This window comes from Synechococcus sp. R65.1 (genome assembly GCF_047461755.1).
GTDB lineage: Bacteria > Cyanobacteriota > Cyanobacteriia > Thermostichales > Thermostichaceae > Thermostichus.
In genome coordinates, this window is the sequence record NZ_JANSHU010000026.1 from 1 (window position 1) to 23467 (window position 23467).

20 protein-coding genes and 1 tRNA gene are annotated in these 23467 nt (G+C 59.2%); 13 read left to right on the plus strand and 8 right to left on the minus strand.

From position 1 onward, the window contains the following. Positions 1-283: 283 nt before the first annotated feature. From NW814_RS09905 to pilM, 4 genes are all read right to left on the minus strand, one after another. Entirely contained in the window at positions 284-2398 is a 2115-nt protein-coding gene (locus tag NW814_RS09905; RefSeq protein WP_414406169.1) for an AMIN domain-containing protein, read from the minus strand. Between the two features lie 302 nt (positions 2399-2700). Next, positions 2701-3384: a hypothetical protein gene (locus tag NW814_RS09910; protein ID WP_414406170.1), complete on the minus strand. Its 684-nt coding sequence runs from the start codon at positions 3382-3384 to the stop codon at positions 2701-2703. Next, positions 3384-4091: a PilN domain-containing protein gene (locus NW814_RS09915; protein WP_414406171.1), complete on the minus strand. Its 708-nt coding sequence runs from the start codon at positions 4089-4091 to the stop codon at positions 3384-3386. Before NW814_RS09915 ends, NW814_RS09910 begins: the two co-directional genes overlap by 1 nt. 26 nt (positions 4092-4117) lie before the next feature. Next, complete coding sequence (gene pilM / locus NW814_RS09920) at positions 4118-5278, minus strand: type IV pilus biogenesis protein PilM (protein WP_414406172.1); 1161 nt, start codon at positions 5276-5278, stop codon at positions 4118-4120. 178 nt (positions 5279-5456) lie between these two features. On the opposite strand from pilM, the gene NW814_RS09925 reads away from it, so the two are divergent. Next, a complete protein-coding gene (locus NW814_RS09925) occupies positions 5457-6575 on the plus strand; it encodes an iron-containing alcohol dehydrogenase family protein (RefSeq protein ID WP_414406173.1) in 1119 nt (372 codons plus the stop codon). 1 nt (position 6576) lies between these two features. On the opposite strand, the gene NW814_RS09930 is transcribed toward NW814_RS09925, so the two are convergent. The 3 genes from NW814_RS09930 to NW814_RS09940 form a co-directional block, all read right to left on the minus strand. After that, entirely contained in the window at positions 6577-7509 is a 933-nt protein-coding gene (locus tag NW814_RS09930; RefSeq protein WP_414406174.1) for a DMT family transporter, read from the minus strand. A 142-nt stretch (positions 7510-7651) separates the two neighbouring features. Next, positions 7652-8770 (minus strand): glycosyltransferase family 9 protein, encoded by a 1119-nt coding sequence (locus NW814_RS09935; protein ID WP_414406175.1) that lies wholly within the window; start codon positions 8768-8770, stop codon positions 7652-7654. Positions 8771-8865: 95 nt separating this feature from the next. Beyond that, positions 8866-9657: a hypothetical protein gene (locus NW814_RS09940; protein WP_414406176.1), complete on the minus strand. Its 792-nt coding sequence runs from the start codon at positions 9655-9657 to the stop codon at positions 8866-8868. Between NW814_RS09940 and NW814_RS09945 the strand changes: the two genes are divergently transcribed. The 4 genes from NW814_RS09945 (at position 9656) to NW814_RS09960 (ending at position 11793) form a co-directional block, all read left to right on the plus strand. Beyond that, positions 9656-9793, plus strand: a complete 138-nt coding sequence (locus NW814_RS09945; RefSeq protein WP_414406177.1) for a hypothetical protein — start codon at positions 9656-9658, stop codon at positions 9791-9793. The two genes, NW814_RS09940 and NW814_RS09945, sit on opposite strands and share 2 nt — an antisense overlap. Positions 9794-9995: 202 nt before the next feature. After that, the gene (locus NW814_RS09950; RefSeq protein WP_414406178.1) at positions 9996-11255 is read left to right on the plus strand and encodes a DUF4912 domain-containing protein; all 1260 of its coding nucleotides are present in this window, start codon (positions 9996-9998) and stop codon (positions 11253-11255) included. A 103-nt stretch (positions 11256-11358) separates the two neighbouring features. Next, positions 11359-11432, plus strand: a tRNA-Met gene (locus NW814_RS09955). 64 nt (positions 11433-11496) lie between these two features. Then, on the plus strand, positions 11497-11793 hold the full coding sequence (locus NW814_RS09960; protein WP_414393014.1) for a BolA family protein: 297 nt from the start codon (positions 11497-11499) through the stop codon (positions 11791-11793). Positions 11794-11797: 4 nt separating this feature from the next. Here the strand turns inward: NW814_RS09960 and NW814_RS09965 are convergent, their stop codons facing one another. Further along, entirely contained in the window at positions 11798-12922 is a 1125-nt protein-coding gene (locus NW814_RS09965) for a PP2C family protein-serine/threonine phosphatase (RefSeq protein ID WP_414406179.1), read from the minus strand. Between the two features lie 396 nt (positions 12923-13318). Here NW814_RS09965 and NW814_RS09970 point away from each other — a divergent pair, with 396 nt between their 5' ends. The 8 genes from NW814_RS09970 (at position 13319) to dnaK (ending at position 23419) form a co-directional block, all read left to right on the plus strand. Then, a complete protein-coding gene (locus tag NW814_RS09970; protein WP_414406180.1) occupies positions 13319-15118 on the plus strand; it encodes a hypothetical protein in 1800 nt (599 codons plus the stop codon). 73 nt (positions 15119-15191) lie between these two features. Next, a complete protein-coding gene (locus NW814_RS09975) occupies positions 15192-16232 on the plus strand; it encodes an NADP(H)-dependent aldo-keto reductase (protein WP_414393008.1) in 1041 nt (346 codons plus the stop codon). 133 nt (positions 16233-16365) lie between these two features. Further along, on the plus strand, positions 16366-16560 hold the full coding sequence (locus tag NW814_RS09980; RefSeq protein WP_414406181.1) for a hypothetical protein: 195 nt from the start codon (positions 16366-16368) through the stop codon (positions 16558-16560). A 118-nt stretch (positions 16561-16678) separates the two neighbouring features. Further along, positions 16679-17605: a hypothetical protein gene (locus NW814_RS09985; RefSeq protein ID WP_414406182.1), complete on the plus strand. Its 927-nt coding sequence runs from the start codon at positions 16679-16681 to the stop codon at positions 17603-17605. An 84-nt stretch (positions 17606-17689) separates the two neighbouring features. Then, positions 17690-18910, plus strand: coding sequence for a DUF445 domain-containing protein (locus tag NW814_RS09990; RefSeq protein ID WP_414406183.1), 1221 nt, complete (start codon positions 17690-17692; stop codon positions 18908-18910). A 27-nt stretch (positions 18911-18937) separates the two neighbouring features. After that, entirely contained in the window at positions 18938-20599 is a 1662-nt protein-coding gene (locus NW814_RS09995) for a bifunctional metallophosphatase/5'-nucleotidase (RefSeq protein ID WP_414406184.1), read from the plus strand. 135 nt (positions 20600-20734) lie between these two features. Beyond that, on the plus strand, positions 20735-21463 hold the full coding sequence (gene grpE / locus NW814_RS10000; protein ID WP_414406185.1) for a nucleotide exchange factor GrpE: 729 nt from the start codon (positions 20735-20737) through the stop codon (positions 21461-21463). Between the two features lie 147 nt (positions 21464-21610). Further along, positions 21611-23419, plus strand: a complete 1809-nt coding sequence (gene dnaK / locus NW814_RS10005; protein WP_414406186.1) for a molecular chaperone DnaK — start codon at positions 21611-21613, stop codon at positions 23417-23419. The last annotated feature ends 48 nt before the right edge of the window (positions 23420-23467 follow it).

Consider the following 23467-nt stretch of genomic DNA (forward strand, 5'->3'; position numbering starts at 1 on the left):
AATGCAAGGCTTCTTTGGCCGAGATGTGGAGGTGCAACTGGGGCAGCCCCAAGAAAATCAGGTGGAATTGGCGCTTGTTGCCCGAGGTGGATCCCAGGCCACTTGAAGAAGCCATTAGCTGCTGAATGCAACTCAACGGATCCCGAAGCTAATGCAGCCAGTAACTCAGGACTGTCGAGAGTTAACTCATGAGGGGTGTGGGGAGCTATGGGTCCTGCGCTGTGCCTATAGTATCAGTGTTGGGAGGATGTCACGAAACTTGGCAGTTCGGCATAACCCTATTTTACGGATTGGGAGGAAGACCAAAAGCAACATTATCATCCATAATGTAGGGCGTTAGCATGAAGACCACCTCATTGCGCTCGTTATTCACACTCTGAGAGCGGAACAAAGCGCCCAAAAGAGGCAAGTCGCCTAGGAAAGGCACTTTTTGAACGTCAACGATGTCCCTGTCTTGAATGAGGCCAGCAATAATAAAGGTTTGCCCATCTCTTAACCTGAGCTGAGATGCTTCCAGCCGCCTTCTGTCGATGTTAAAAAGTTGAATGCCTGCGAAGTCTCCACCTTCCAATACTTGAATGGGTACAGGAATAGAAATTTCCGGCTGAATGGTCAGGGTGACAAACCCATTGTCATCTATCCTAACTTCTGAGACGTTAAGGATAACCCCGGCATCCTCTCGCTGCAAACGCTGAGTCCTAATTGGAGGCTGGTTTTCGCCCTGGGGTATGGTGATGACTTCAACGTTAATAGGCACGCTGGTTCCAATGCTAATTCGACTGGATCCGCCTTCTGCCACCACAATTTTGGGGTCAGTTAGAATTTTTCCAGTTCCGTTTCGTAATGCAGACTCTACCCTCAGGGCTAGAGACCGCTGCAGCCGGTTAAGGGTGTTAAATATCCCGGTAATCGATCCCGATGGGCCTACAGGCCCAATAGAGCTTACCGAGGATCCTTCAGGTTGGTTGAGTGGTTGACCGCCAAAATTGGCCTCCCCCAGAGTTCCAACAGCAAAGTTTCCGGAAGCCCCCCCTAGGCTGATTGACAGGCTTTCGTTGTTACTTAGCCGAATATCAACGGCTCTCAAAGAAATCAAAACCTGTCGCCGACGCACATCCAACTGGGCAATCTGAGCAGCTATGATATCCTGCTGTTGTGGCGTGCCAACCACAGTAATAGAGTTGGTGCGTGGATCCTCAAAAAATTGAGCACCTGGTGCAACGGCGTCTAGAACTCCTTTGAGCCGCTCCACCAACTCCTTGGTAGCGACTGCCTGATTCAAGCGGTAGTTCCGCACCAGAACCCCTGCCACTCCTGGCAACGTTTTTCCAATGAATACAGTCTGACCCCGGCGCTGAGCCTGCAACTGTTTTAGCCGCAAGATAAAGTTGAATGTCTCCTGTAAGGGCGAGTCTTGCACATCCAGAGAGATGGTTAGATCGGGTGGGACGTCGTTGAGCACCACATTCAACCCTGCTCGCCGCGCCAGCAGGCTCAACACATCGCCCACAGGAGCATCTTTCAAGGTCAAGCTAATCCTGGCATTGGATCCGAGATCCACTGTAGGTGGATCAGGCAGGATTGTGCCAACGGCAATATCGCCAGCAGGAGGAGCCACAGCTCTCCCCTGGAAGGGGGATCCAGTGGGCAAGCTTCCTGGCGGCAATTGCGGTTGGTTAAGCTGGCCCACGGAGGGCACCTGAGAAATGACCGGCCTAGGAGAAGCTGGCTGAGGAGTAGGAGCTGTCTGAGCTGGCGGGGAAGAGGGGGAGTTTTGGGCAAGAGGCTGAGGAGTAGCAGCTGCCACGCGGGGAGAAGGAGAGTTTTGAGCAGCCGGAGAAGAGGCAGGGGTTGCCGGTGGGGCACCAGGCTGAGCTCGAGTTGGCGAGGCTGGTTGATTGGGCACTACTTCTTGGCTGGGCGCTGCAGCTACAGGAGCTGGCAGGGCAGAGGGCAAGCCCTCAAACTCGAAGACCAACTGCGTTGGGCTACGCTGGGCCAGCAAGCCTTGGGGAGCTGCCGCAACGCCGGCAATTTCTACCCGCACGCTGTCACTACCTATTTGCTTGGCTTCGATGAAGCGCACTCCCGGCAGGGGAGAATCCTGACGATAGCGGCCTTGACCTCTATCCAGTTGGGCATTGGCGATATCCCCAATCCAAGACCGGCCCTGTTGGGTAAAGAACACCTGCGGACGGGCGCCCCCCGTGGTTTGGATCTCCAGTCTCATGCGGTTGCCGTGGGGCACTAGCCGAATATCGGTGATACGGCTGAGGCTTTGCGGATGGGTGGAGGTCAATTGTTGGGCAGCAGCCTCATCAGGCCGGCTTTCTACGGCCAACAGGGGCAGAGAAAGGATCAAGCTCAATGCCCATCCCCAAGCAGCTCGACGGCTCATTATCCTCACACCTCACTCCCTTGTCCAAGCGTGTTCCTGCTTGACCTTCAGCACAGGTCTAGGCCGTGCTTCCCTAATCAAAGCCGAAATTTTAGCTTTTGCCACTACCTGTAGAGGCTTTTTTCTCCAATCTTCCCTACAGTCACACTAGATAGATGTCCCTCACCTCTGGGTTGCCCCTTGCGACAGAGCCCGCTGTCAGCCACCAGAGCCTAAGCAGGGTTCAGGCTGACCTATTGACCGGGTGCTGGCTGCTCTGGTTCAGATTGAGTAGGGGCGGGCTGTTCTGGTGCAGGGGAGGGTTATCCTTCGGGCGCAGGGGCAGTACCCAAGGGAATGTCTTTGTTGTAGTAATAGGCGGTCAAGTCGAAGGCGACGTTCAGCTCCCCCCTCCCTTGAACGGGATTGAGGGAGAGGTTGCCCACGCGGAACAGAGCTCGAAAACGCTCGATGTCTCTCATGAGGTTGATAATGTCGGCGTAGGGACCCTGCACTGTGACGCGCGTGGTCTGCACCTGGATGGCTGGAGCAATGATTGCGGGCACTTCGGGGTTGTCCGAAGAAGCCGGCGTTAAAGGAGAAGGTCTGAAACTGAGCAACTGACTGTTAGGTTGCCCCTGCACCAGGCGGTTGAGATCGATCAGGTGAGTGTCGGCATTCTCAGGAGTAGCAAACAAAGCGCTGAGCTGTTGCTGCTGCCCGCGAGCCCTCTCGATCTGGTTGGGCAGATCCTGCAAGCTGGCAATCTGGCCCTGCACCTCCTGCAACTGGCTGGTTTTTTGGGCCACCTCTCTTTCCAAGGCTTGCACTTCTTCGATCAGAGGACGGAGTTGGGTGAAGGCCAGAAAGCCCGCCATGCCCACACCCAAGATTCCAATCAGAAGTCCAATGCGAATGGGAGTTAGCTCGACACCCAGCAGTACCGGCGGCCCTGCTGGAGGTGCCATCAGTTGTTCATCGTGAAAACTTTCCAGCGAGCCAGTCATCAGTTCGCCTCCGCTTGACGCAAGGTACGGATCTTTTCAACTAGGCCTATTGCTCCCCGCTGTTCCAGCTCACGGGTAAACTCTGGGTCGGGATCCCCGATAGTCCGAACAGTAACTGTTATGCTGTAAGCAACGCTGGCTTCAGTTTCAGGTGTGCCCTCCGCTCGAGAGGCACTGTTGAGAACGGCGCTGGTTACGAAGTTGGAATCCAGCAAGGTGAGCAAAAAGTCGTTCACCAAGGGAAAATCCAGCGCCTCTCCTTGTATGTTTACGGTGTCCCCAGAAGCGCTGATGTTGGTTATCCACACCCCTTGCCCAGGGATCCGGCGCCGCAGTTCCTCCAAAATGGCTGACCAGGGCTGGATGGATCCCAGGAAAGAGCGGAAGCCCTCCGTCTGGGCGCGAATGGTTTGTAATTCTTGGCTGAGGCCCTGGAGTCGGGTTAACTCGGCATTGGCTGTGCTGAGTTCCCCTTCGAGGCGGGTTCGCTCTGCCCTTAGGGCATCTCTCTGGCGCAAGAAGTGGGCCTGGAAATACCAAAAACCCCCCATGGCCACGGCAGCCGCAGCAAACCCCAGGCCAAGGGCCAGGGCCCAGCTCCCCACTCCTGCGGCAGTGGGTGGGGCAGCTATTGCCTCTGCCCCTGTCTGGACGGAGGCGGGAACTTCCGGTCTTTCTTTAAGAAAGTTGATCTCCGGGGTGTACATCTGTCGCCTCGCTTAGGTATTGCAGGTCATCCCTTGCCGGCTTCCCGCATGGCCAGACCCAGAGCTACTCCCATCGCCGGGCGCTCCTCTAGAGGCACCTCGATGGCATCCGGCACAAGGATGTTGCCAAAAGGATCCGCCAGCTCTACAGCCATGCCCAACGACTGAGATAGGAAAGCATCCACCTGGCCGATAGTGGCCCCGGAGCCGGCCAGAAAGACCTTCACCACGGGGAAGTTGCTTTCCGTGCTCGTGAAGAAGTCAATGGAGCGCTTCAGCTCATCGGCCAAGTCGGTAACAACACGCGCCACTGCGGCCACGCCTGGGTTGCTGGAAACCGCCTGCCCACCGCCAAGCAAAACCTCGTTGGGGTTGAGCAGGGGTAACCTCAGAGTTCGCAACAGCTCGCCAGTGCGACTGAAGGGCAAACTGAGAGACTGGGTCAGCACCTGCCGCATGTGGACAGTGCCGATGTTAACCGTGCGGGTAAATTGGGGGATGCCGTTGACCAAGATGCTGATCTCGCTGCTGTCGTAGCCGATGGAGCTGAGCAACACTGCCTCTTGAGGGCTGTACTGGAGGAGCTGGTCGCGGATGGTGCGAATGAGGGAGAAGCTGGCCAGCTCCACACAGCGCGCTTTCAAGTTGGCTGCTTGCAGCACCGCCAGGTAGTTGTCCACCACCTCCTTGGGGATTGCCACCAGCAGCACCTCGATGCGCTCAATGCCATCCTGGGAAAGGTCAAGGCCCAGGGGTTGGTAGTCCACATCCGCCTGATCCCGCGGGTAGGGGATGTAGAGTTCCGCCTCCTGCTCCAAAACCACCCGCCGCAGTTCATCGGCAGGCAGATCAGCCGGTAGGCGAAGGAGGCGAACAATGGCCTCCCGCGCCGGCACCGCGGTTGCCACCGGCAAGTTGGTGGGCACCTTGTGCTCGCTGAGCAAGTTAGCCAAGCTCAGGCCAACGGTGTTGGGATCGAGGATGCGCCCCTCGGCCATCGCCCCCTCGGGCATTTCCACGCTGTGGTAGTGAGCCAGCCGATAGCGGCCACTACCCTGCTTTTTGAGTTGGGCAACGGCGATGCGCTCGGGGTTAATCTCCACCCCAAGCATGGTTTGGGCTTTGAAACCGCCGAAGAAGCCGAACACGCTGGGAAACCCCACCCTCTGCGCCACTGCTAGACGCATACTACCCAATCTGTTGGGGGGTTACCACCGCTCGTAGTTGACTGCTGGCAAAGATTTGTGATAGCAGACCCTCCCTTCAACCCCTTCTAAGCAGGCGAGGCCTGCCCGTGACTACACCTGAGGTGGGAAAGGCAGAACTGGCGGCTAGAATCGTAGTCTGTAATTGCCCCTTTTGGGAATGAGAACTTGTGAATTGGACCTAGCCATCCCGGCGCCGGCCCGCCTGTACCGGGGCAGGGGCATCTTGGGGACTGTACCTCTGACGGTTCTGGGATCCCGGGTGTTGGTCATTGGGGGGGAGCGATCCCTGGCCGTGGCAGAGCTGCCCCTGAAGCGCAATTTTGCTCGGGATCCCGCCGTCCAGGTTTACTGGACTACCTACGGGGTTGACTGCAGTGAGTCGGAGCTGGCTCGCCTGCAGGCACTGGCCACAGCAGAATCGGTAACCGGCATTTTGGGGGTAGGAGGCGGCAAGGCCCTGGACACGGCCAAGCTGGTGGCCCATCGTTTGAGGATCCCAGTGGTAACGGTGCCCACCTCTGCCGCCACCTGTGCTGCCTGGAGTGCCCTGTCCAACATCTACTCCGATGCAGGCGCCTTTCAGCGGGATGTGGCCTTGGATCAAGCTCCCGCTGCCCTGATCCTGGACTATGAGCTCATTCTGCAAGCCCCAGCGCGCACGCTAGTGGCCGGGATCGGAGACGCCTTGGCCAAGTGGTACGAGTCTTCTGTAAGCAGTGGCAACTCGGAAGATGCCTTGGTGATTGCTGCTGTGCAACAAGCCCGTGTCCTGCGGGATCTGCTGTTCCAGCAATCCTTGGCGGCCTTGAGGGAGCCGGGCGGAACTGCTTGGAAGCAAGTGGTGGATGCCTGCATTTGCCTAGCGGGGATCGTCGGCGGCTTGGGAGGGGCCAAGTGTCGCACCGTGGCCGCCCACGCTGTCCACAATGGCCTTACTCATCTGAGGGGGCACCGGGCCACCCTGCACGGGGAGAAAGTGGCTTTTGGCATCTTGGCCCAGCTCCGCCTGGAGGAGATCTTGCAGGGAAGCCAGTTGGCGCTAGCGGCCCGCACTCAGTTGCTGGAGTTCTACCGCCAGGTGGGACTGCCCCTGAACCTGCGGGATCTGCACCTAGGCCACCTGGGATCCGCCGAGCTGCTGCACGCTGCCCAAGTGGCCTGCCAGCCGGGATCGGATATCCACCACCTGCCCTTCCCTGTTAGCCCCGAAGCCCTGCTGGCGGCCCTCACCACCACTGACGTGACCAGCTCCAGCCCCGTCCTGCCACGGGTGTAAGTCATTGTCCTTGGCAGACTCCCCTACTACGGGCTTGGCGGGCCTCGCTGTATGCCGCGGAGGTGACGCCTGCTAAAATCAGGGTTCCGCCTACCCAAGTCCACCCATCCGGGATCTCGGCAAACACCCAGAACCCGAGCAGGCTAGCCCAGAGGAGGCGGGAGAAATCCAAAGGCAGGAGCATCGTTACGTCGGCTAGCTTGTAGGCTTGGGCAAGGGCCACCTGGCCAAGGCTGCCCAACAGCCCCATTGCCACCATCCACAGCCACTGCTCCGGCGAAGGCCAGGTCCAAACCCAAACGGCAGCCAAGAAGGAAAGGGGAGTCTGCAACAGGCCCATGTAGGCAGTGATCGTGAGGCTGGACTCGGTGCGGGCGAGGATCTTAAGCACGATGATCACCCAGCCAAAAAGAAGCGCCGCCGCTAAGGCTAGCCCTGTGCCCAAAGAGAATTCGCGAAAGCCCGGCCTCAGCATCACCAAAGTCCCGACAACTCCTAAGCCCAAACCCAGCCAGCGCGAGGGGCGCATCTGTTCTCCCAGCACCCAAACCGCCATCATGCCAGCAAACAAAAGCTGGACAAAGCTCAGGGCCGTGGCCTCTGCCAAAGGCAACAGGCTGGCCGCCCAGAAGGAAAGCAGCATTCCCAGGGTGCTAATTGCCGAGCGCAGGAGGTAAAAGCTCATCTTGGCAGTGTGCAGAGAGTGGATCCCTGCTCGCAAAAGCAGCGGTACCAGGGCAAGAAACCCGAAGAGGTTGCGCAAAAACACAATTTCAAAAGGGTGCAGAGCAGGAGTGTTGAGCCGGATGATTACCCCCAAGCAGGCAAAGCAAAAGGTGGCTAGCAGCTTTAGGGCAACTCCCTGCCAAGCCCTCTTGTTTCTTTGCTCAGCAAGGCGGCTCCCTTGATGGCTGTACCTCCTCCTTGGAGTCACAGCTCACACCCAAATGGTCTAGGTACAGAGTTTTCGGCCTCAAACTCTCAGCTCAGCCAGACTTTTGGGGATCCAGCCTGCCCACCTGGGCACTCCCTGCTGTCTACCAGACTGCTCCAAGGGGCAGGGCAAAACGGGACCCCTAGCTTTTCTTGAGAATCTCCTTGAGGTAGCTAATGACCGTTTCCGGCTTGAGGTGAACCATACAGGGGTGGCCTTCCACTAGGCAGGCTTCGTTTTTGAACTTGTTTTCTGCGCAGACCCGACATTTATAGGGAGTCTGGGTAACGTAAACATGGGGCAAGCGAGGTGCCCACAGTCGCACGGGGCTAGCTCCATCGCCGTCGGCATCGTTGCCAAATAGAGCAATGGTGGGACAGCCTACAGCTGCCGCAATGTGCATTGGCCCCGCATCCACGGAGATACAGACCCGCGCCCGCTTCAGGGCCCCCGCCAGCTCGAGGAGGGTGGTTTTGCCCCGCAAGTCAATCATCTCCGTTTCAGCCAGCAGTTGCTCCTCGCCGTCGCCGTGGTAGAGGGATCGCTGCAGCTCGGGGGCGCTGCCCACTAGCCCCACCTGCAAGCCCTGGCCCTGGCACCACTGGATTACCTGGCGCCAGTATTCAAGCGGCCACATCTTGGCGCGGCGGGTGGTGGTGATGTGCACGAGGACCTCCGGCACCGGAAAATCGGGATCCCGGCTGGGGAGCTCTAGGCGGAAGAAATCCGTCTCTACATAGGCCAGGCGGCAGAAGATCTCGGCAATGTAGTTGCTGGTGAGGATATCTCTGTAGCGCTGCAAAAACTCCGGGCTGTTCCAGTCGTCGTCCTGGAGCATGCGCTGCACCGGGTCGGAGCCGGGATCCAACTTGCGGCGAAAATCCAAGGTCAGGCCAGCCCCGGCAATGTACTGGGGTCGCAGGGCCGTTACCGCCACCAGGTTGAGCTCGCTAAACTCGTCGCAATTGATGGCCAGATCGTAGGGACCAGCTTGAGCCACGCGATCCCGCACAGCGGCCGCTAGGGCCTCGAGGTAATCGGGGCGGCGGCTGTAGAGGGGGAAACTGAAGTCGATGTAGGGGCAGTGGAGCTCAAAGTCGCGGGTAATTTCGCTGCCAAAAAAATCCAGCACACAGCCGGGGTATTTTTCCTTGAGGCCACGCAAGAGGGGGATGGTGACCACAAAGTTGCCCACCTTGCTGGAAGAAAATACCGCTAGATGTGGCCGTTCCCGCAGGGGTTGGTTGGCAAACCGTTGCATAGGGCTATGCCGTCTGGGTCAGTGGTGTAGAGCCCTCTCGCTAGGCTAGCATCCCCAGGTCAGCCTTCCAGCCAGGTTTTGGGGAGGGGCTAGACTTAGGGCAAGCTGGCTTGGCTGCCATCCCAGATGACCACCACGGCAAAGCGATCCAGAAAGCCATCGGCGGCGTTCATCTGGCGCAGATTGAAGGCATCTTCGGCAGAGATCACCAGGTCATAGCCCAAGGTGCGCAGGGCGCGGATGCGGTGGGGCCGCTCCCCAATGCGGTTGACTAACCAGCGGGCCTGCTCTTCCGAGGTGGCGTAGGCGGCTGTGCCCTCGCTGCCCACAAAGGCGGCGTTGAGATCCTGGCCAAGGTTGATGGGCGGGTAAACAGGGTTGCCATCGGGATCCAAAAGGCGCATCGACTGGCTGGGCAGAAAGTCCAGGCCGCGGGCATCGACCAGCAGCCCTGTTACCTGGGACTGGGGCCGCTGGGATCCCGCCTCCAGGCCAGTTCCATCCCCTGACCCTTGGCCTGTGCCCACCCCTGAGCCAGGACTGGAGCCGCGCACCCCGCTCTGGCCGCTGCCAGGCCCGATTACTTCCCCTTGCCCAGACCCCAAGCCACCGCCGCCGGCGCTCATGTCCAACTGGCGCAACAAGTCCAAATCGAAAATCGGCCCTTCTGATCCTGCGTTCTCGTCAGGAAATAGCTGGTCGGGAGTGACCGAACGCCAGGGCGCTTCTTGTTTCTCAAGGGTTGGGGTAGGGGATCCCCCCTGCAGGCGGTGGAGGGGAGGAAACAGTGTCTGCGCCTCGACCGCTTCCCCCGGCAAGACAAGTCCCCCTGCCAGGAGTCCCAGGGCTGCCGCCTTGATCCGGATCCCTGCGCCTTGAGTTCTCATGCCCACACCTCTTGGCCTGAAAATCCGCAGCCGCTCGTTCCCCCATGCTATCCAGGCGGGGGTGGTTTGGCAGGGGATCGCGCGCAGTCCTCCTTTCTTTCTGATCCCCAGCGATCCCCAAGCTCTTGACCAATAGGAAGAAATACGTGAACATAGGGTCATCATTACTGATCCCCGCTGATCCCAACCTGTAGTCATCAGCGGTTGGAAGACGCAAAGTCGGCTGTCACCCCAGTAGGTCAGGGGTTGCGCTTAGCCGCAAGCTGGGATCAGCCTTATCGGTTAGCCAGTTGAGTGTGCGCACAAGCCCGATTTGTTGAGGAGAGGAGGCCCCGACCATGCCACCAGAGCGGATCCCCTTAGAAGAAATGACCATCCGGCAGTTGCGGGAAGAAGCGGCCCGCTATCAGATCCCCAAGTACAGCCGCATGACCAAAGACCAGCTTATCGAGGCCATTCGGGAGGCCAAAGCTAAGTCTGGGCGCCCTGTCGATACCATGCCAGCGCCCAGCGGGCAAGAATCGGTTACCCAAACGAAGTTTGTGGGTCCGGAGGTTGCCAGCAAGCCGGATCTGGCCGATGTGGATAAAGGGTTAGGGGATCTGCCAGGTGGCTATGGCGAAAGCCGCATTGTTCTGCTGCCGCGGGATCCCCAGTGGGCCTACGCCTACTGGGATGTGCCCAACGAGGCCAAAGAGAGCAAGCGCCGCGAGGGAGGTCAGCAGTTGGCGCTGCGCCTCTATGACGTAACGGATATCGATTTCGACCGCCAGCCGGCCCACAGCATGCAGGAGTACCCCTGCGACGAGTTGGCGCGGGAATGGTACCTGCCGATCCCGGTGAGCGATCGCTCCTACCTGGTGGAGATTGGCTACCGGACGGCGGATGGTCGCTGGCTCGTGTTGGCCCGCTCGGCGGCGGTGATGGTGCCGCCAGTCTTCCCTTCTGACTGGTTTGAAGAGCACTTCCTGACAGTGCCCTTTGACATGCCCCTCCAGGGCCGCACCCTCTACCAGCTCACCGAGCCCTACAAGCGCAGCGCTACCGGCATGGGCGTGGTGGCCTACAAAGGCGACGAGCCGCAGCGGGAGAGGACAGCGGATCCCTTCCTGGACATGGTGGGGGCTTTCGAGGCGATGCGAGTAGCGGGATCCTTGTTTGGCAGCCGCCAACTGGTGCCGGAGCAGGCCATCAGCTCGTTCATCGTTCCGTCCGGGGTGGGCATGATGGGCATGGCAGAAGTGCCTGCTGCTCCTTGGATGGCCTCTGGCTCGGGGTTGGGGCTGTTCTCGGGCGCTTCCGAAGTGCTACCGCGGCGCTCCCGTAAGTTCTGGCTGGTGGCCGATGCCGAACTCATCGTCTATGGAGCCACGGAGCCCGATGCCACCGTCACCATCGGGGGGCGCAAGATCCAGCTCAACCCTGATGGCACTTTCCGCTTCCACATGGCTTTCCCCGACGGCAACATCGATTTTCCCATCTTTGCTGTAGCTGCCGACGGCGAGCAAACCCGCGAGATCCACATGACCTTCGATCGCCGCACCCTCTCTCGCCGCACCAACACCAAAGAGGAGGCCCTTGAGGAACTGCTGCCCTAGAGGTTCTGCTCTTGCCCTTCCCCCTGGTTGCCAGGGGGATTTTTTTGGTCGGTAACCGAGGACTTGCCGACCCTGGAAGAAGCAGGCTAGAGTAGAAAAGCGACGCGGGGTAGAGCAGCCTGGTAGCTCGTCGGGCTCATAACCCGAAGGTCACTGGTTCAAATCCAGTCCCCGCTATAATATCTGCAAACAGGAGGAGAGCTTCTTTACGTTTCTTGGGCCGAAGCCAGGAAGACGGCGCATGGATTCGCGGGAAATCGAGGCGTTGATACAGGCTGCCCTACCCGGCGCCAAAGTGCACGTAGAAGATACCGTGGGCGATGGCAACCATTTTCAGGCTGTTGTTGTAGCTGAGCAGTTCCAGGGCCTGTCCCTCATCCAACAGCACCGGCTGGTGAACGAGGCCTTGAAGCCCTACCTTCAGGATGGCCGTCTCCATGCCCTAGCTCTCCGTACCTTTACTCCTAGCCAGTGGGAGGAGCTTCAGGGAGCGGATCCCGGTTCAGCTCTTCAATCATCCCCATTCCCTCCTTCTTGAGCTACTAGCCAAAGCTGATACGGAGCAGAGAAAAGTCATCTTCAAGAGCCGCCCTGCCGCGGAAAGATTGGATGTGTTGCAGAACGTGATCGACGCCAATGCAGGCATGGGCGCCTAGGAACGACTTCCAGTTCTCTATCCCCCAGATCCCTTCCGAGCTGGACACTTCGTAAACCCCGTCGCTGAACACGTAGAGACAACTGTTCGCCGGGATCCGCACTTCGTCCCTGGCAAAGTCCTGCTCGGGCAAAACGCCAATGGGCAAATTGGGTGTCTTCAGCTCTAGGGGGATGGGGTCCGATTGAGCAACCAACAGAGCGGGGGGGTGGCCAGCGCTGGCAAAAGAAAGCAAGCGAGATCCCGGCTGGTAAACCCCATACCAGAGGGTGAAGTACATGTCATGGTGGGATCCCATTTGGAAGGACTGGTTGAGGGCGCGCAACACCGCATCTGGCTGCCGCAGGTCGGTGTCGGGCAGGCTCTGGGAGCGCAGCTGGTTCACCACCGACACGGACAAGAGGGCGGATCCCACCCCGTGCCCTGAGACATCCAGAAGGTAAATAGCTAGGTGATCCTCGTCCAGCCACTGGTAGTTAAACGAATCGCCCCCCAGCTCCTGGGAGGGCAAAAAGCACCACTCAATCGCTATCTGGTGAAGGGGGAAGTGGGCCGGTTTGGGCAAAAGCGAGCGCACATAGCTAGCTGCTTCGGCCAACTCCGCCCGCAGTCGAGCAGTTTGCTGCTGCAGGTCATAGCTGAGCTGGTGCAAGCGTAGCCCAGCCCGCACCCGCGCTCGCAATTCATTGGGATCGATGGGCTTGCTGAGGAACTCGTCTGCCCCAGCATCTAGGCCCTGAATGCGGTCTTCGACTTCGGTGCGGGCGGTAAGCAAAATGAAGAAGGTGGTGGAAAACTTGGGATCAGCCTTGATGCGCCGGCAGACTTCCAGCCCATCCATATCAGGCATCATCCAGTCGCAGATAATCAGCCCCGGGGCTAGAAGATGGGCCTTCTCCAGCCCTTCCGAACCATTGCTGGCTATCTCGACGGTGTAGCCTTGCTGCTCCAGGGATCGCTTCAACAGCAAGCAAATGGTGGGATCGTCGTCAACAACCAGAATAGTCGTCATCCCTGCCCTCCTATCCCCGAAGCTGAAACCGCGTTCAGGCGCTCTGCCAGAACGCCCCTCTCCTCACTCGCTCTATCTGGTCGTTAACCCGCAGGGAGGGAGTTGCCGCCAGTTAGCCCGCTAGCAGTAGTAGAGGTTGCTTCCGCAATCCCCTCTATCTCTCTCTGACGCTCCCAAACCGTAATTGCCCGCTACCCAGAAACTAACTTTCTCAGGATACTGAAAAATGGGGCTAAAGACCTTCCAGGATGCCCTTTCCCTTTGCCGCCAGGGAGAGTCGCCAAGTCCCTTGGGAGATGCAGATCACACCTACCTGGGAATACTTTCTTCTATAGTCTACCTGCAGATTCGAGAGCGTCTAACAGTCCCTTCTCCCTCGCGTTGGGGTGGTGTCCCATGAGTGCATCTCCACGATGGCCATCTTCTTCTCCACTTGAGGATGGACGCACCGCCCCGCCGCCCATGCCAACTGGAGCCCTCGAGGGGGAGATTCGTCTGGAAGACCTGGACGAGAAGCAATGGCTGGCCAGCTTATCGTCGGTGGTGCTTAACCCTGCAGCTTGGAGCTGCTTCAGCCTTAGCGAAACCAGCCGCCTGCTGCGACCTTTGCAAATTTCCCCTGATCTAACAGGAACTCTCATCCTCTCTCCCAACGCCACCGCCGAGATTGTGTACAAGTTTCTTACGCGCGACGGTCGGATTGGAACCATGAAGGGGCTGATCTCGATCGAGTCCTTTCGCAGCGAGCGGCTGTACTCCGTTTACGAGCAACTGCGTATTGAAAAAGTCATACCGGTTTTTAGCGAGTCGGTCGTCGTGCAAATCGTGGATCAGCTAAGGCCGATTTTTGCCCGCGACTTGGACGAACTGCTCTGGCAAGAAAGCCTTTACTTCACCCCCCAAGATCTGCGCCAGCCGGAGTTTTTGCTGCGCGGCCTGCGGCCGGAGGCGATCCCACGCCGCTTTCGGCCCCACCTGCAAAGGGTGTACTCCCACATCATGGGGGTGTGTCGCAGCCTGCCCAACATCGCTTTTCAACTATGCCTGCGGGCCTACTTGGAGTACAACGACGTCAAAAACCACCATCTCCTCGCGCTGCTGCTTAGCAAGTATTTCTATACGCTCTACCGCATCGGTGGGCTGGACGGCTGGGAAAGTCGGGATCCGGTGGAGGTGGGATCCCTGTGCTCTTCCAATCGACGAGCTCGGCTGCGGGCTCTTTCTCACTTGCTGACTCTGGACAACGACAGCGACGAACCGCTGGCAAGCCTCGGGAGTCCAGGGCCGGGCGGCAGTTATTTCAGCGGAGAGTGGGAGCCTGCTGCTAGCGAGGTGCCGAGTACGGAAGAAATCGAAAAGCTACGGCAAGATGTAGAGGCAGCGCGCAGCCAGGCCGCCGCGGCCCAGCAGTTGGTAGCTCAATATCAGGAAGAGAAAAAACAAGAGCTGCTCAACCGCCTCCAGGATCCGAAGAAGTTTCTCCTTTTCAGCCTCCATCAATTTTTCGACACCCTCTTGGTCTCCCTACCCGTAGAGGTGAAAAGCGAGTACGGGTCAGCTTGGGTACCGCGCACCTCCTACTTGGACGAGAAAGACCGGGACAACCTGACCGAGCATTTGCACTGGATCACCAGCGAGGCCTATTTGCTGAGCATCCCCTTTGCCGAGTCAACCATCATCGGCTACTGGCGGGTTTTGGCCGATTCGTTCTACAGCCAATGGATTTTGAACCAGTACAAGCAGTTGCAAAGCTACGGAGTGGATCTGGAGCAGCAGGGCATCCAAATCCTGGAGCGAGAACAATTTTTGCATGAAGTGCAACTGCGCTTTGCTGCCCGCCACCGCGAGATCGTGACTCAAAATGTGGAGAAGATCAGCCAAATTCTGGTGGATAGCCTGGCCAAGCGGGTGGCCCTTAACACCAGCCAGCAAAGCTTTCAGGCGATGCGAGCCAAATTGACCACCGTTTTGGATATGGAGATCTCCCGCAAAGATATGGGGGCAGTGCGGCGGCTGATCGACTACTTTACCGATGTGTTTTTGGGCAAGCAGGAGGAGTTGCGCTCGCCCTATCCGGTGGGCACGATTTTACAGGTCAAAGCGGCCATTGAAGCTCGCCCCCCCGACAGTCGCAGCCGCATTGGCCTGGAAATCTTAAACCAGATCTACCGCGAGTACGTCCCTGTCCTGCAGTAGGCGAGGGATCCCACAGGCAGGCAACTGGCCTCAGAATAGGGCTACGTCTCGGGTTAGGCGATCGAGAGTCCCCATGCGCTACCGCCAGCTTGGCCACAGTCCTCTCCAGGTTTCAGAGATCTGCCTGGGCACCATGACGTTTGGTGAGCAGAATACCCAGGCCGAGGCTTGGGAGCAGCTCGACTACGCAGTGGAGCACGGGATCAACTTCATCGATACGGCGGAGATGTACCCGGTGCCAGCGCGGGCGGAGACCCAGGGAGCTACAGAACGCTACATCGGCGAGTGGCTGCGGCACCAACCCCGGGATCGCCTCATCATAGCCACCAAGATCACCGGCCCCGGTCGGCCCTGGCACTGGATCCGCGGCGGGTCTTTGTCGATCACCCGCGACAACCTCAAACAGGCAGTGGCCGGTAGCCTCAAACGCCTAAAAACCGACTACATCGACCTCTACCAAATCCACTGGCCGGATCGCTATGTGCCGCTGTTTGGGGGCGTGGCCTACGACCCTTCTCAAGAGCGGCCCACAGTTCCCATTGCTGAGCAACTGCAGGGGCTGGCGGAACTGGTGCAGGAGGGCCTAGTGCGCTACATCGGCCTGAGCAATGAAACCCCCTGGGGACTCTGCGAGTTCTGCCACGTGGCCGAGCAATTGGGCTTGCCCAAGGTGGTCTCGATTCAGAATGCCTACAGCCTCCTCAACCGCACGTTTGAAATGGGCTTGGCGGAAGTCTGCCGCCACGAGCAGGTGAGCTTGCTAGCCTACAGTCCCTTAGCTTTTGGAGTGCTGACAGGAAAGTACCTAGGGGGCGCCAAGCCGCCGGGATCGCGCTTGGTTTTGTTTGAGAGCTTTGGCCAGCGCTACCGCAAGCCCAATGTGGAAGAGGCCGTAACCGCCTATGTCCAGATTGCCCGCCGGCACGGCCTGACCCCTGCCCAGTTGGCTTTGGCCTTTGTGCGCAGCCGCTGGTTTGTCACTAGCACCATCATTGGGGCCACCAATCTCGCCCAGCTCAAGGAAAACCTCAGTTGCCTGGAGGTGGAGCTATCGCCTGAGATCCTGGTGGAGATCGAGGCAGTGCATCAGCGCTACCCCAATCCTGCCCCCTAAAACGGCTGGCAAAACCGGCAGCCGGATAGAACTTTTTGGAAGGTTTCCCTGTCTGAGTGCGCAGTTTGGCTCGTCTTCTTCAACTCTTCTGATATCAGCACCTAATGGGGTGCTGAGTACATTGCCGGGCTCAATGGACGGCACCTTTCGCCCCAACGATGTCCCCAGCCGCGCCCAGGCCATCACTGTCTTGACCTGCGCTGCCACTGACGGCAAGCTCCTTGAGGATCCCGGCCAAATTGACGCTATCTTGGCCGGCTTCGAAGACGCCAACCTGGTTCCCAACTTCGCCCCTGCCCCCATCGCAACAGCGGTTCAGGAAAACTAGCGGACGTGCCCGGCCAATAGGCCTTAATAGTGCTTCTTGGCCCTTGCCACCCCTACATCTAGGGGGGTGAGGCCAGTCAGGATGCTAAGCTACTGCCAGGTGTGACTGGATGGGATCCATGAGCTCAGCGTTGCGGCCATTTTCGCTGTCGTGGCAAAGGGTTGGCTTGGGGTGGCTGGTGGGCGGAGTGCTGTGGGCTGCTGCGGCTACTGCAGTTGCTGCCCAGCAGTTTGAGTTTACTCCCCAAGCTCCTCAGCCCAGTCCCGTCCCCACCCTCCCTCTGCTCAGCGACCCGCCCGGTTCCACGGCTCCGCAAGCCCTGCCGCCGGTGCCTCAGGTGCCGCAAATGCCGCTGGATTCCACGACCCCGGTTTTGGATCCAATCCCGGTGGTGCCCGCTCAAACAGCCCCAGGTGAGCAAGCTTCTCCAGGCGAAGCCTATTCCTACCAGCGGCGGCCCGACCTTAGCCCAGGGGGAAACCGGGCCGGAGCCACGCGGGGCGAGCTGCCAGCCGGTACCCGCCTTCTCCTCACAGTCTACCGCCCCATTACCTTCCAGCCCTACCAGGCCATCAGTGCCCATCTGGAGGTTGCTGAGCCGGTGGTGGATCGCTTTGGCCAGATGGTGATCCCGCCAGGGAGTGTGGTGTGGGGCACCTTCGAGCCGGTCTACCAAGAACTGAAGCTTTCTAGCCGGGAGGTGGAGGGCGCCAGTTCCCAAGAGCGGGTTGTCGGCAGCCGCTTTGTGGCTCATCGCCTCACCATTGGCTTTTCCACTTATCTCGTCAGAGGTCAGTCTTCTCTGCTGCCGGTTGGGCTGGATCGCAACACCGATATGGGCACCACCGTCGCGCGGGGAGCGGGCTACGGAGCAGCGGGCGGGTTGGCCTTAGGGGTGCTTACCGGGGGATGGGGTTTCTTGCCCATCTTGGCCGGCAGTCTCGTGGGCGCAGCTGCCAGCGCTACCAACATTGACCGGGTGGTGACGCTGCAGCCCAATACCCTGGTGGAGCTGGAACTCACGGACAGCCTGATCATCCAATAGCGTGGGCAGTGTTACCCCGGCTTGCTAAGGCCGGAGCAGTCAGCGGCAGGTCGGTAGAGTAGAGAAGAGCCCCTAGTTTGCCCCATGGCCGTCTGGACCTACGTTGTGCCCCCCTTGGCCGGGCTGGTGATCGGCTACTTCACCAACGACATCGCCATCAAGATGCTCTTCCGGCCCTATCGCCCCTACCGGGTCTTCGGCTGGCGCATTCCCTTTACCCCCGGCCTGATCCCGCAGAATCAGCCCCGCCTGGCCAAGCAGATTGCCAAGACCATTATGGGATCCCTGCTTACGCCGGAGGAGCTGCACAACTTGGCTCGCAAGCTGCTGCAAACCGAGCGCATGCAAGCAGGGATCCGCTGGCTGCTGGGGGTGGCTTTGGATCGGCTGCAGGATCCCCAGCACCAACAGCAAACGGCGCAAGTGCTAGCTCGCATCCTGGCGGATCTGTTTAACGAGTCGCTGCCTCGCCTGGTGAAGGTGCTTGCCCGTCAGGAAACCTTTTTGGAGGGGCCAATTAACCAACTGTTCGACCAGGTGCTGCTGGAACTGCGCCTCAATGCGGAGCAGGCCCGGCAGCTTTCGGAGTGGATCCTGAACCAGGCGCTGCCCCCAAAGGTGCTGCGGCAGAACCTAGTGGACTTTCTTACCGATCGCAACATCGAAGCCTTGGATGAAGAGTTTCGCGAGCGGGCCACCGGCTCCTACTGGGTGGTAGCCAACTTGTTTGGCCTCAAAAACGCCCTGCTGCGTCTGCGCGCCTATTGCCTGGAAGATCCGGAAGGTGCAGAAGCCCTCTTGGCGGATCTGCTCAAAGACCTCAACGCTTCGCGCCGCCTGACAGAGCTCTTGCAGAACCTCTCGCTGCAAAACCTGCCCCTTTCTGCTGTGCGCCAGTTGCGCCGCACCCTGCGCGACGGGATCCAAGACTACCTGCGCTCCCAGGGAGCCGATGCCATTCGCAGCTTGGGAGAGAGTATTGACTGGGAAAAGGTAGCCAGCTTGGTGTTGGGGCGGCTGCGCAGCTCCAAGGCTGTGATGGCCTCCATTGACCAGATCAGTGCTGATCTCGCCTTGATCCTGGAGCGCCACTTGGAGCGCGACTTAGAATCTCTCATGATGCAGGTGATCCCCGTGTTGAACTTGGATCAGGTGATTGCTGACAAAGTTAACGCCACTTCCCCTGCTGAGCTGGAGCAGGCCATTCAGCAAATTGTGCGTCAGGAACTGCAGGCCATCGTCAACTTAGGAGGGCTGCTGGGATTTCTGGTTGGCTGCGTACAAGTGCTGTTTTTGCTGAGGTGAGCTGTTGGCTGCCGTTAGGATAGTGGAATGAGGTTAATAATTCTCCACACCTCCGATCTCCACGCCAACCTGCATCCCTGGAACTACTTTACCGGGAGCCCTGCAGAGCACGGCCTAGCTAAGGTAGCCACCCTGATCAAGGAGGTGCGGGCTAGCAGCCAAGACCCGGTGTTGCTCATTGATAGCGGCGACACCATTCAGGGATCCCCCTTAGGCACCTACTACGCCCAGGTGGAGCGGGCCTCTCCTCACCCCATAGCCCAGGCTCTCAACGCCCTTGGCTACGATGCCTTCACGCCAGGCAATCACGACTTCAACTTTGGGCTGCAGGTGCTGCAGGATTTCGCCGCCGACCTCCGCTGTCCCACCCTCTGCGCCAATATTCTCCGCCACAACGGGGATCCCCTCTTCCAACCCTACGTCATCCGGGAAGTGGGCGGGATCCGCGTTGGCCTGTTGGGGCTGACCACTCCCCGCATCGACACCTGGGAGCGTCCCGACTACATCGCAGGGCTGCGCTTTGCCCCCCTGCTGGAAACGACCCAGCACTACCTGTCGCTGCTGCGGCCTCAGGTGGACGTGCTGGTGCTGATTTTGCACAGCGGCCCTGACCGGTTGCCCCCTCTGCGCACCCCCGAGGCCTGGCTTAGCCTGGAGCGCTCCGGCTGGGTGAGCAACAAGAGTCTGGCAGGAGAAAACGAGCTGCTGGCTTTGGCCCAGCTTGAGGGCATCGATGTCATCCTTTCCGGCCATACCCATCAGACCATTGCGGGCTTAGGGGGAGCTAAGGCCCTGGTTGTCCAGCCCGGCTACTGGGGTAGCCACCTTTCCCAAGTTTCCCTAGAGCTGGAGCGCCACGGCAGTGGCTGGCAAGTGGTTCGCAAAACCGCCCAGTTGCTGGCGGCAGAAGGGATCCCGGCCGATCCCCAATTCCTAGCCCTCACCGAGCCCTACCACCAAGCTACCTTGCGCTACATCCGCCAGCCTATTGGCTATGCCTGCTGTGCCTATCGCGGCGGGCTGGCAGCCCGTTTGGGAGCCAATCCTCTAGCGGAGCTGCTGCATCAGGCCCAACTGCAGGCGGTGCGGGAGGCCGGCCTCTCGGCGGAGCTCTCTCTGGTTAACATCTGTAGCAATGCGGGGTTGGCGGCAGGCCCCATCTTCCTGCAAGACGCCTACAGCCTCACCGTCTACGACAACACCCTCTGCCTTCTGGAGATCACCGGCGACATTCTGCGGCGCGCTCTTGAGCAGACGGCTGGGTATTTTCGCCAGTTGGATCCCAAGCACCTGCCAGCCGATCCCAAGGCTGTCGTCGCCCCCGAGGCTCGCGGCTACACCTTCGACCTCTACCACGGTATCCACTATTGCTTTGACCTCACTCGGCCCGTGGGCGAGCGCCTGGTCAGCTTGCAATTTCGCGGCCAGCCGGTGCAACCGGAGCAAACCTTTCGCCTAGCCATCAACCACTACCGCGCCGGTGGAGGCGGTGGCTACAGCATGTTCCAGGAAGCCCAAATGCTCTGGATCTCTGCCGAGAGCATCCGCGATTTTCTCGCTCGCCACATCCGCACCCATTCCCCCCTCCAGCCCATCTACAGCCACAACTGGCACCTCATCCCCAACTTGGCCGAGATCTACTTTCCCCAGAGCTTGAATCGATCCCAGGAGAGTCTGCTGGTGGGCTAGAGCCACCAACGCCACAACTGGCCGCTAGAGCAGCCGGTAGAATACGATCAGCATAGAGCCTGGTTTGGCTGAGTACAGCAGTGGTTCTGAGGCGCCAAACTCGGCAGTTGTGGCTACTGCTTGGTGCTTGTCCTTATGACTGCTGAAGAAAAGCAACCGATGCCCCCAGAAGAGACCTATCCTGAGCTCCAGGAAGAAGAAATCAACGTGGAAGCAGAGCTGGAGAAGCTCATTTTGGAAGACCGTGAAGCAGAGGTCGGCACCTCCCCTAGCGAGGCTTCTCCAGATCTCAACGAGACTCTCAGGCAGCTCCAGCAGGAGTTGGAAATAACGCGCCAGAAACTGAAAGAGAAAGAAGACTCCTACATACGCCTTTACGCTGACTTTGAGAACTACCGGAAGCGTACTCAGCGAGAACAGGAGGAGCTTAGCCAAAGGGAACGACGGCGATTTGTGCTGGAGATCCTGCCGGTTGTAGATAGCTTTGAGCGGGCCCAGCAGCAGTTAAGGATCGAGACTGAGCGCGAGCGGGAACTGCACAACAGTTACCAGAGCGTCTATCGCCTACTGGTGGAGTCTTTGAAAAAAATGGGCGTATCCCGCATGAAATCAGTGGGCCAGCCCTTCGATCCCAGCCTGCACGAAGCCATAGCCCGCCAACCCAGCAGTGAGTACCCCGAAGATGTGATAGTTGCCGAATATCGGCCAGGCTACAAGCTGGGCGATGTGGTGATTCGCCATGCCATGGTAGCTGTCTCTGCGGGCAGTCCTAGCCCTGAGCCTTCTTCGCCAAGCGAGGGGGCCAACCCTCAACCCAGCGCTGAAGATACCCCTGATGCTTCCCAAACTGCTCCCAGTCCCTAGCAAAACTGCTTCCATGAACCTTGACCAGTAGAGCCTAACCCCCTTCAGAGAGCTACAGTGAAGGTGAAAGCACCACCTGAAGGTTTCTGGGGGACTCTGGGCAGAATGATTCAGTGGGATGGCGTTTGATGCGCGGGAAAAGGGGCTATGGGGAAGGTTGTCGGGATTGACCTAGGGACTACCAACAGCTGTGTGGCAGTCTTGGAGGGGGGTCAGCCCGTGGTGATTACCAATGCTGAGGGAGGGCGCACCACCCCTAGCATCGTCGGCTTTGCCAAGAACAATGTCCGCTTGGTGGGACAACTGGCCAAGCGCCAGGCCGTCACCAATGCCGAAAACACCATCTACAGCATCAAACGCTTTATTGGCCGCACCTTTGCTGAGACCGAAGAAGAGCGGAGGCGGGTTCCCTACAAGGTGATCCCTGGCCGGGACAACATGGTGGAGGTGGTGGCACAGGATCGCGCCTACACCCCCCAGGAGATCTCCGCCATGATCCTGCAAAAGCTAAAGGCCGACGCGGAGGCCTACCTAGGGGAGCCAGTGACCCAGGCCGTGATTACCGTCCCTGCCTACTTCACGGATGCCCAGCGCCAGGCTACCAAAGATGCCGGTACTATCGCGGGGCTGGAGGTGCTGCGCATCATCAACGAGCCGACAGCGGCAGCTCTCGCCTACGGGCTAGACAAGCAGGATCAGGATCTGCGCATCTTGGTCTTCGACCTGGGTGGGGGTACCTTCGATGTCTCTGTGTTGCAGGTGGGCGGCGGCGTGTTCGAGGTAAAAGCGACTGCTGGCAACAACCACTTGGGCGGGGATGACTTCGACCAGCGAATTGTGGATTGGCTCATCCGTCAGTTTCTCGAGACGGAAGGGATCGACCTTTCTCAAGATCGCATGGCCCTACAGCGGATGCGGGAGGCGGCGGAGAAAGCCAAAATCGAGCTCTCCAGCACCCAGGTTACCTTGATCAATTTGCCTTTTATCGCCGCCGACGACTCTGGGCCCAAGCACCTGGAAGTGGAGCTAACCCGCGCCCAGTTCGAAGAGCTGGTGCGAGATCTGGTAGAGGCCACCGTCGAGCCTACTTTCCAGGCCCTGCAGGATGCAGGCCTCTCCCCGGAGGACATCGACCGCGTGCTGCTGGTGGGAGGATCGACGCGGATCCCGGCTGTTCAGGCGAAAATTCGGCAAATCTTCAAAAAAAATCCAGATCGCTCTGTCAACCCCGACGAGGCAGTGGCCCTTGGCGCAGCCATCCAGGCAGGCGTGTTGGACGGAGAGGTCAAAGACCTGCTCCTGCTGGACGTGATCCCCCTCTCCATTGGCGTGGAAACCTTGGGGGGGGTGTTCACCCGCATCATCGAGCGCAACACCACCATTCCCACCAGCAAAACCCAGATCTTCTCCACAGCCACTGACGGCCAGACAATGGTGGAAATTCACGTCCTGCAGGGGGAGCGGGCCATGGCTAAGGATAACAAGACCTTGGGCCGTTTTCAGCTAACTGGGATCCCGCCAGCCCCTCGCGGAGTGCCCCAGATTGAAGTCTCGTTTGATATCGATGCCAACGGTATCCTCAAGGTCTCAGCCCGCGAGAAGAGAACAGGGCTTGAGCAAAGCATCACGATCACCAACCACGGCGGCCTCAGCAGCAGTGAGATTGAGCGGATGCGCCGGGAGGCGGAACTCTACGCGGAAGAAGATCGCCGCCGGCGCCAGTTGGCGGAAGCCCGCAACCAGTCAGACAGCCTGCTCTACAACTACGAAAAGACACTGCAGGACCATGCCAGCCGCCTCAGTGAGGCCTGCCGCCAGCGGGGGGCCCAGGCAGCGGGCACATTGAGGGCACTGCTGTCAGATGATAACGTAGACTTAGCGACTTTGCAGAAGGCAATGGAAGAGCTGAGGGCAGTGCTCCTGGAGATGGGGAGCGAGATTTATGGCCCTTGCTGAGCAAAGTTGCCGTTAGGTCGTCTAGCCAGTTGTGTCTTCAGCGAGTTT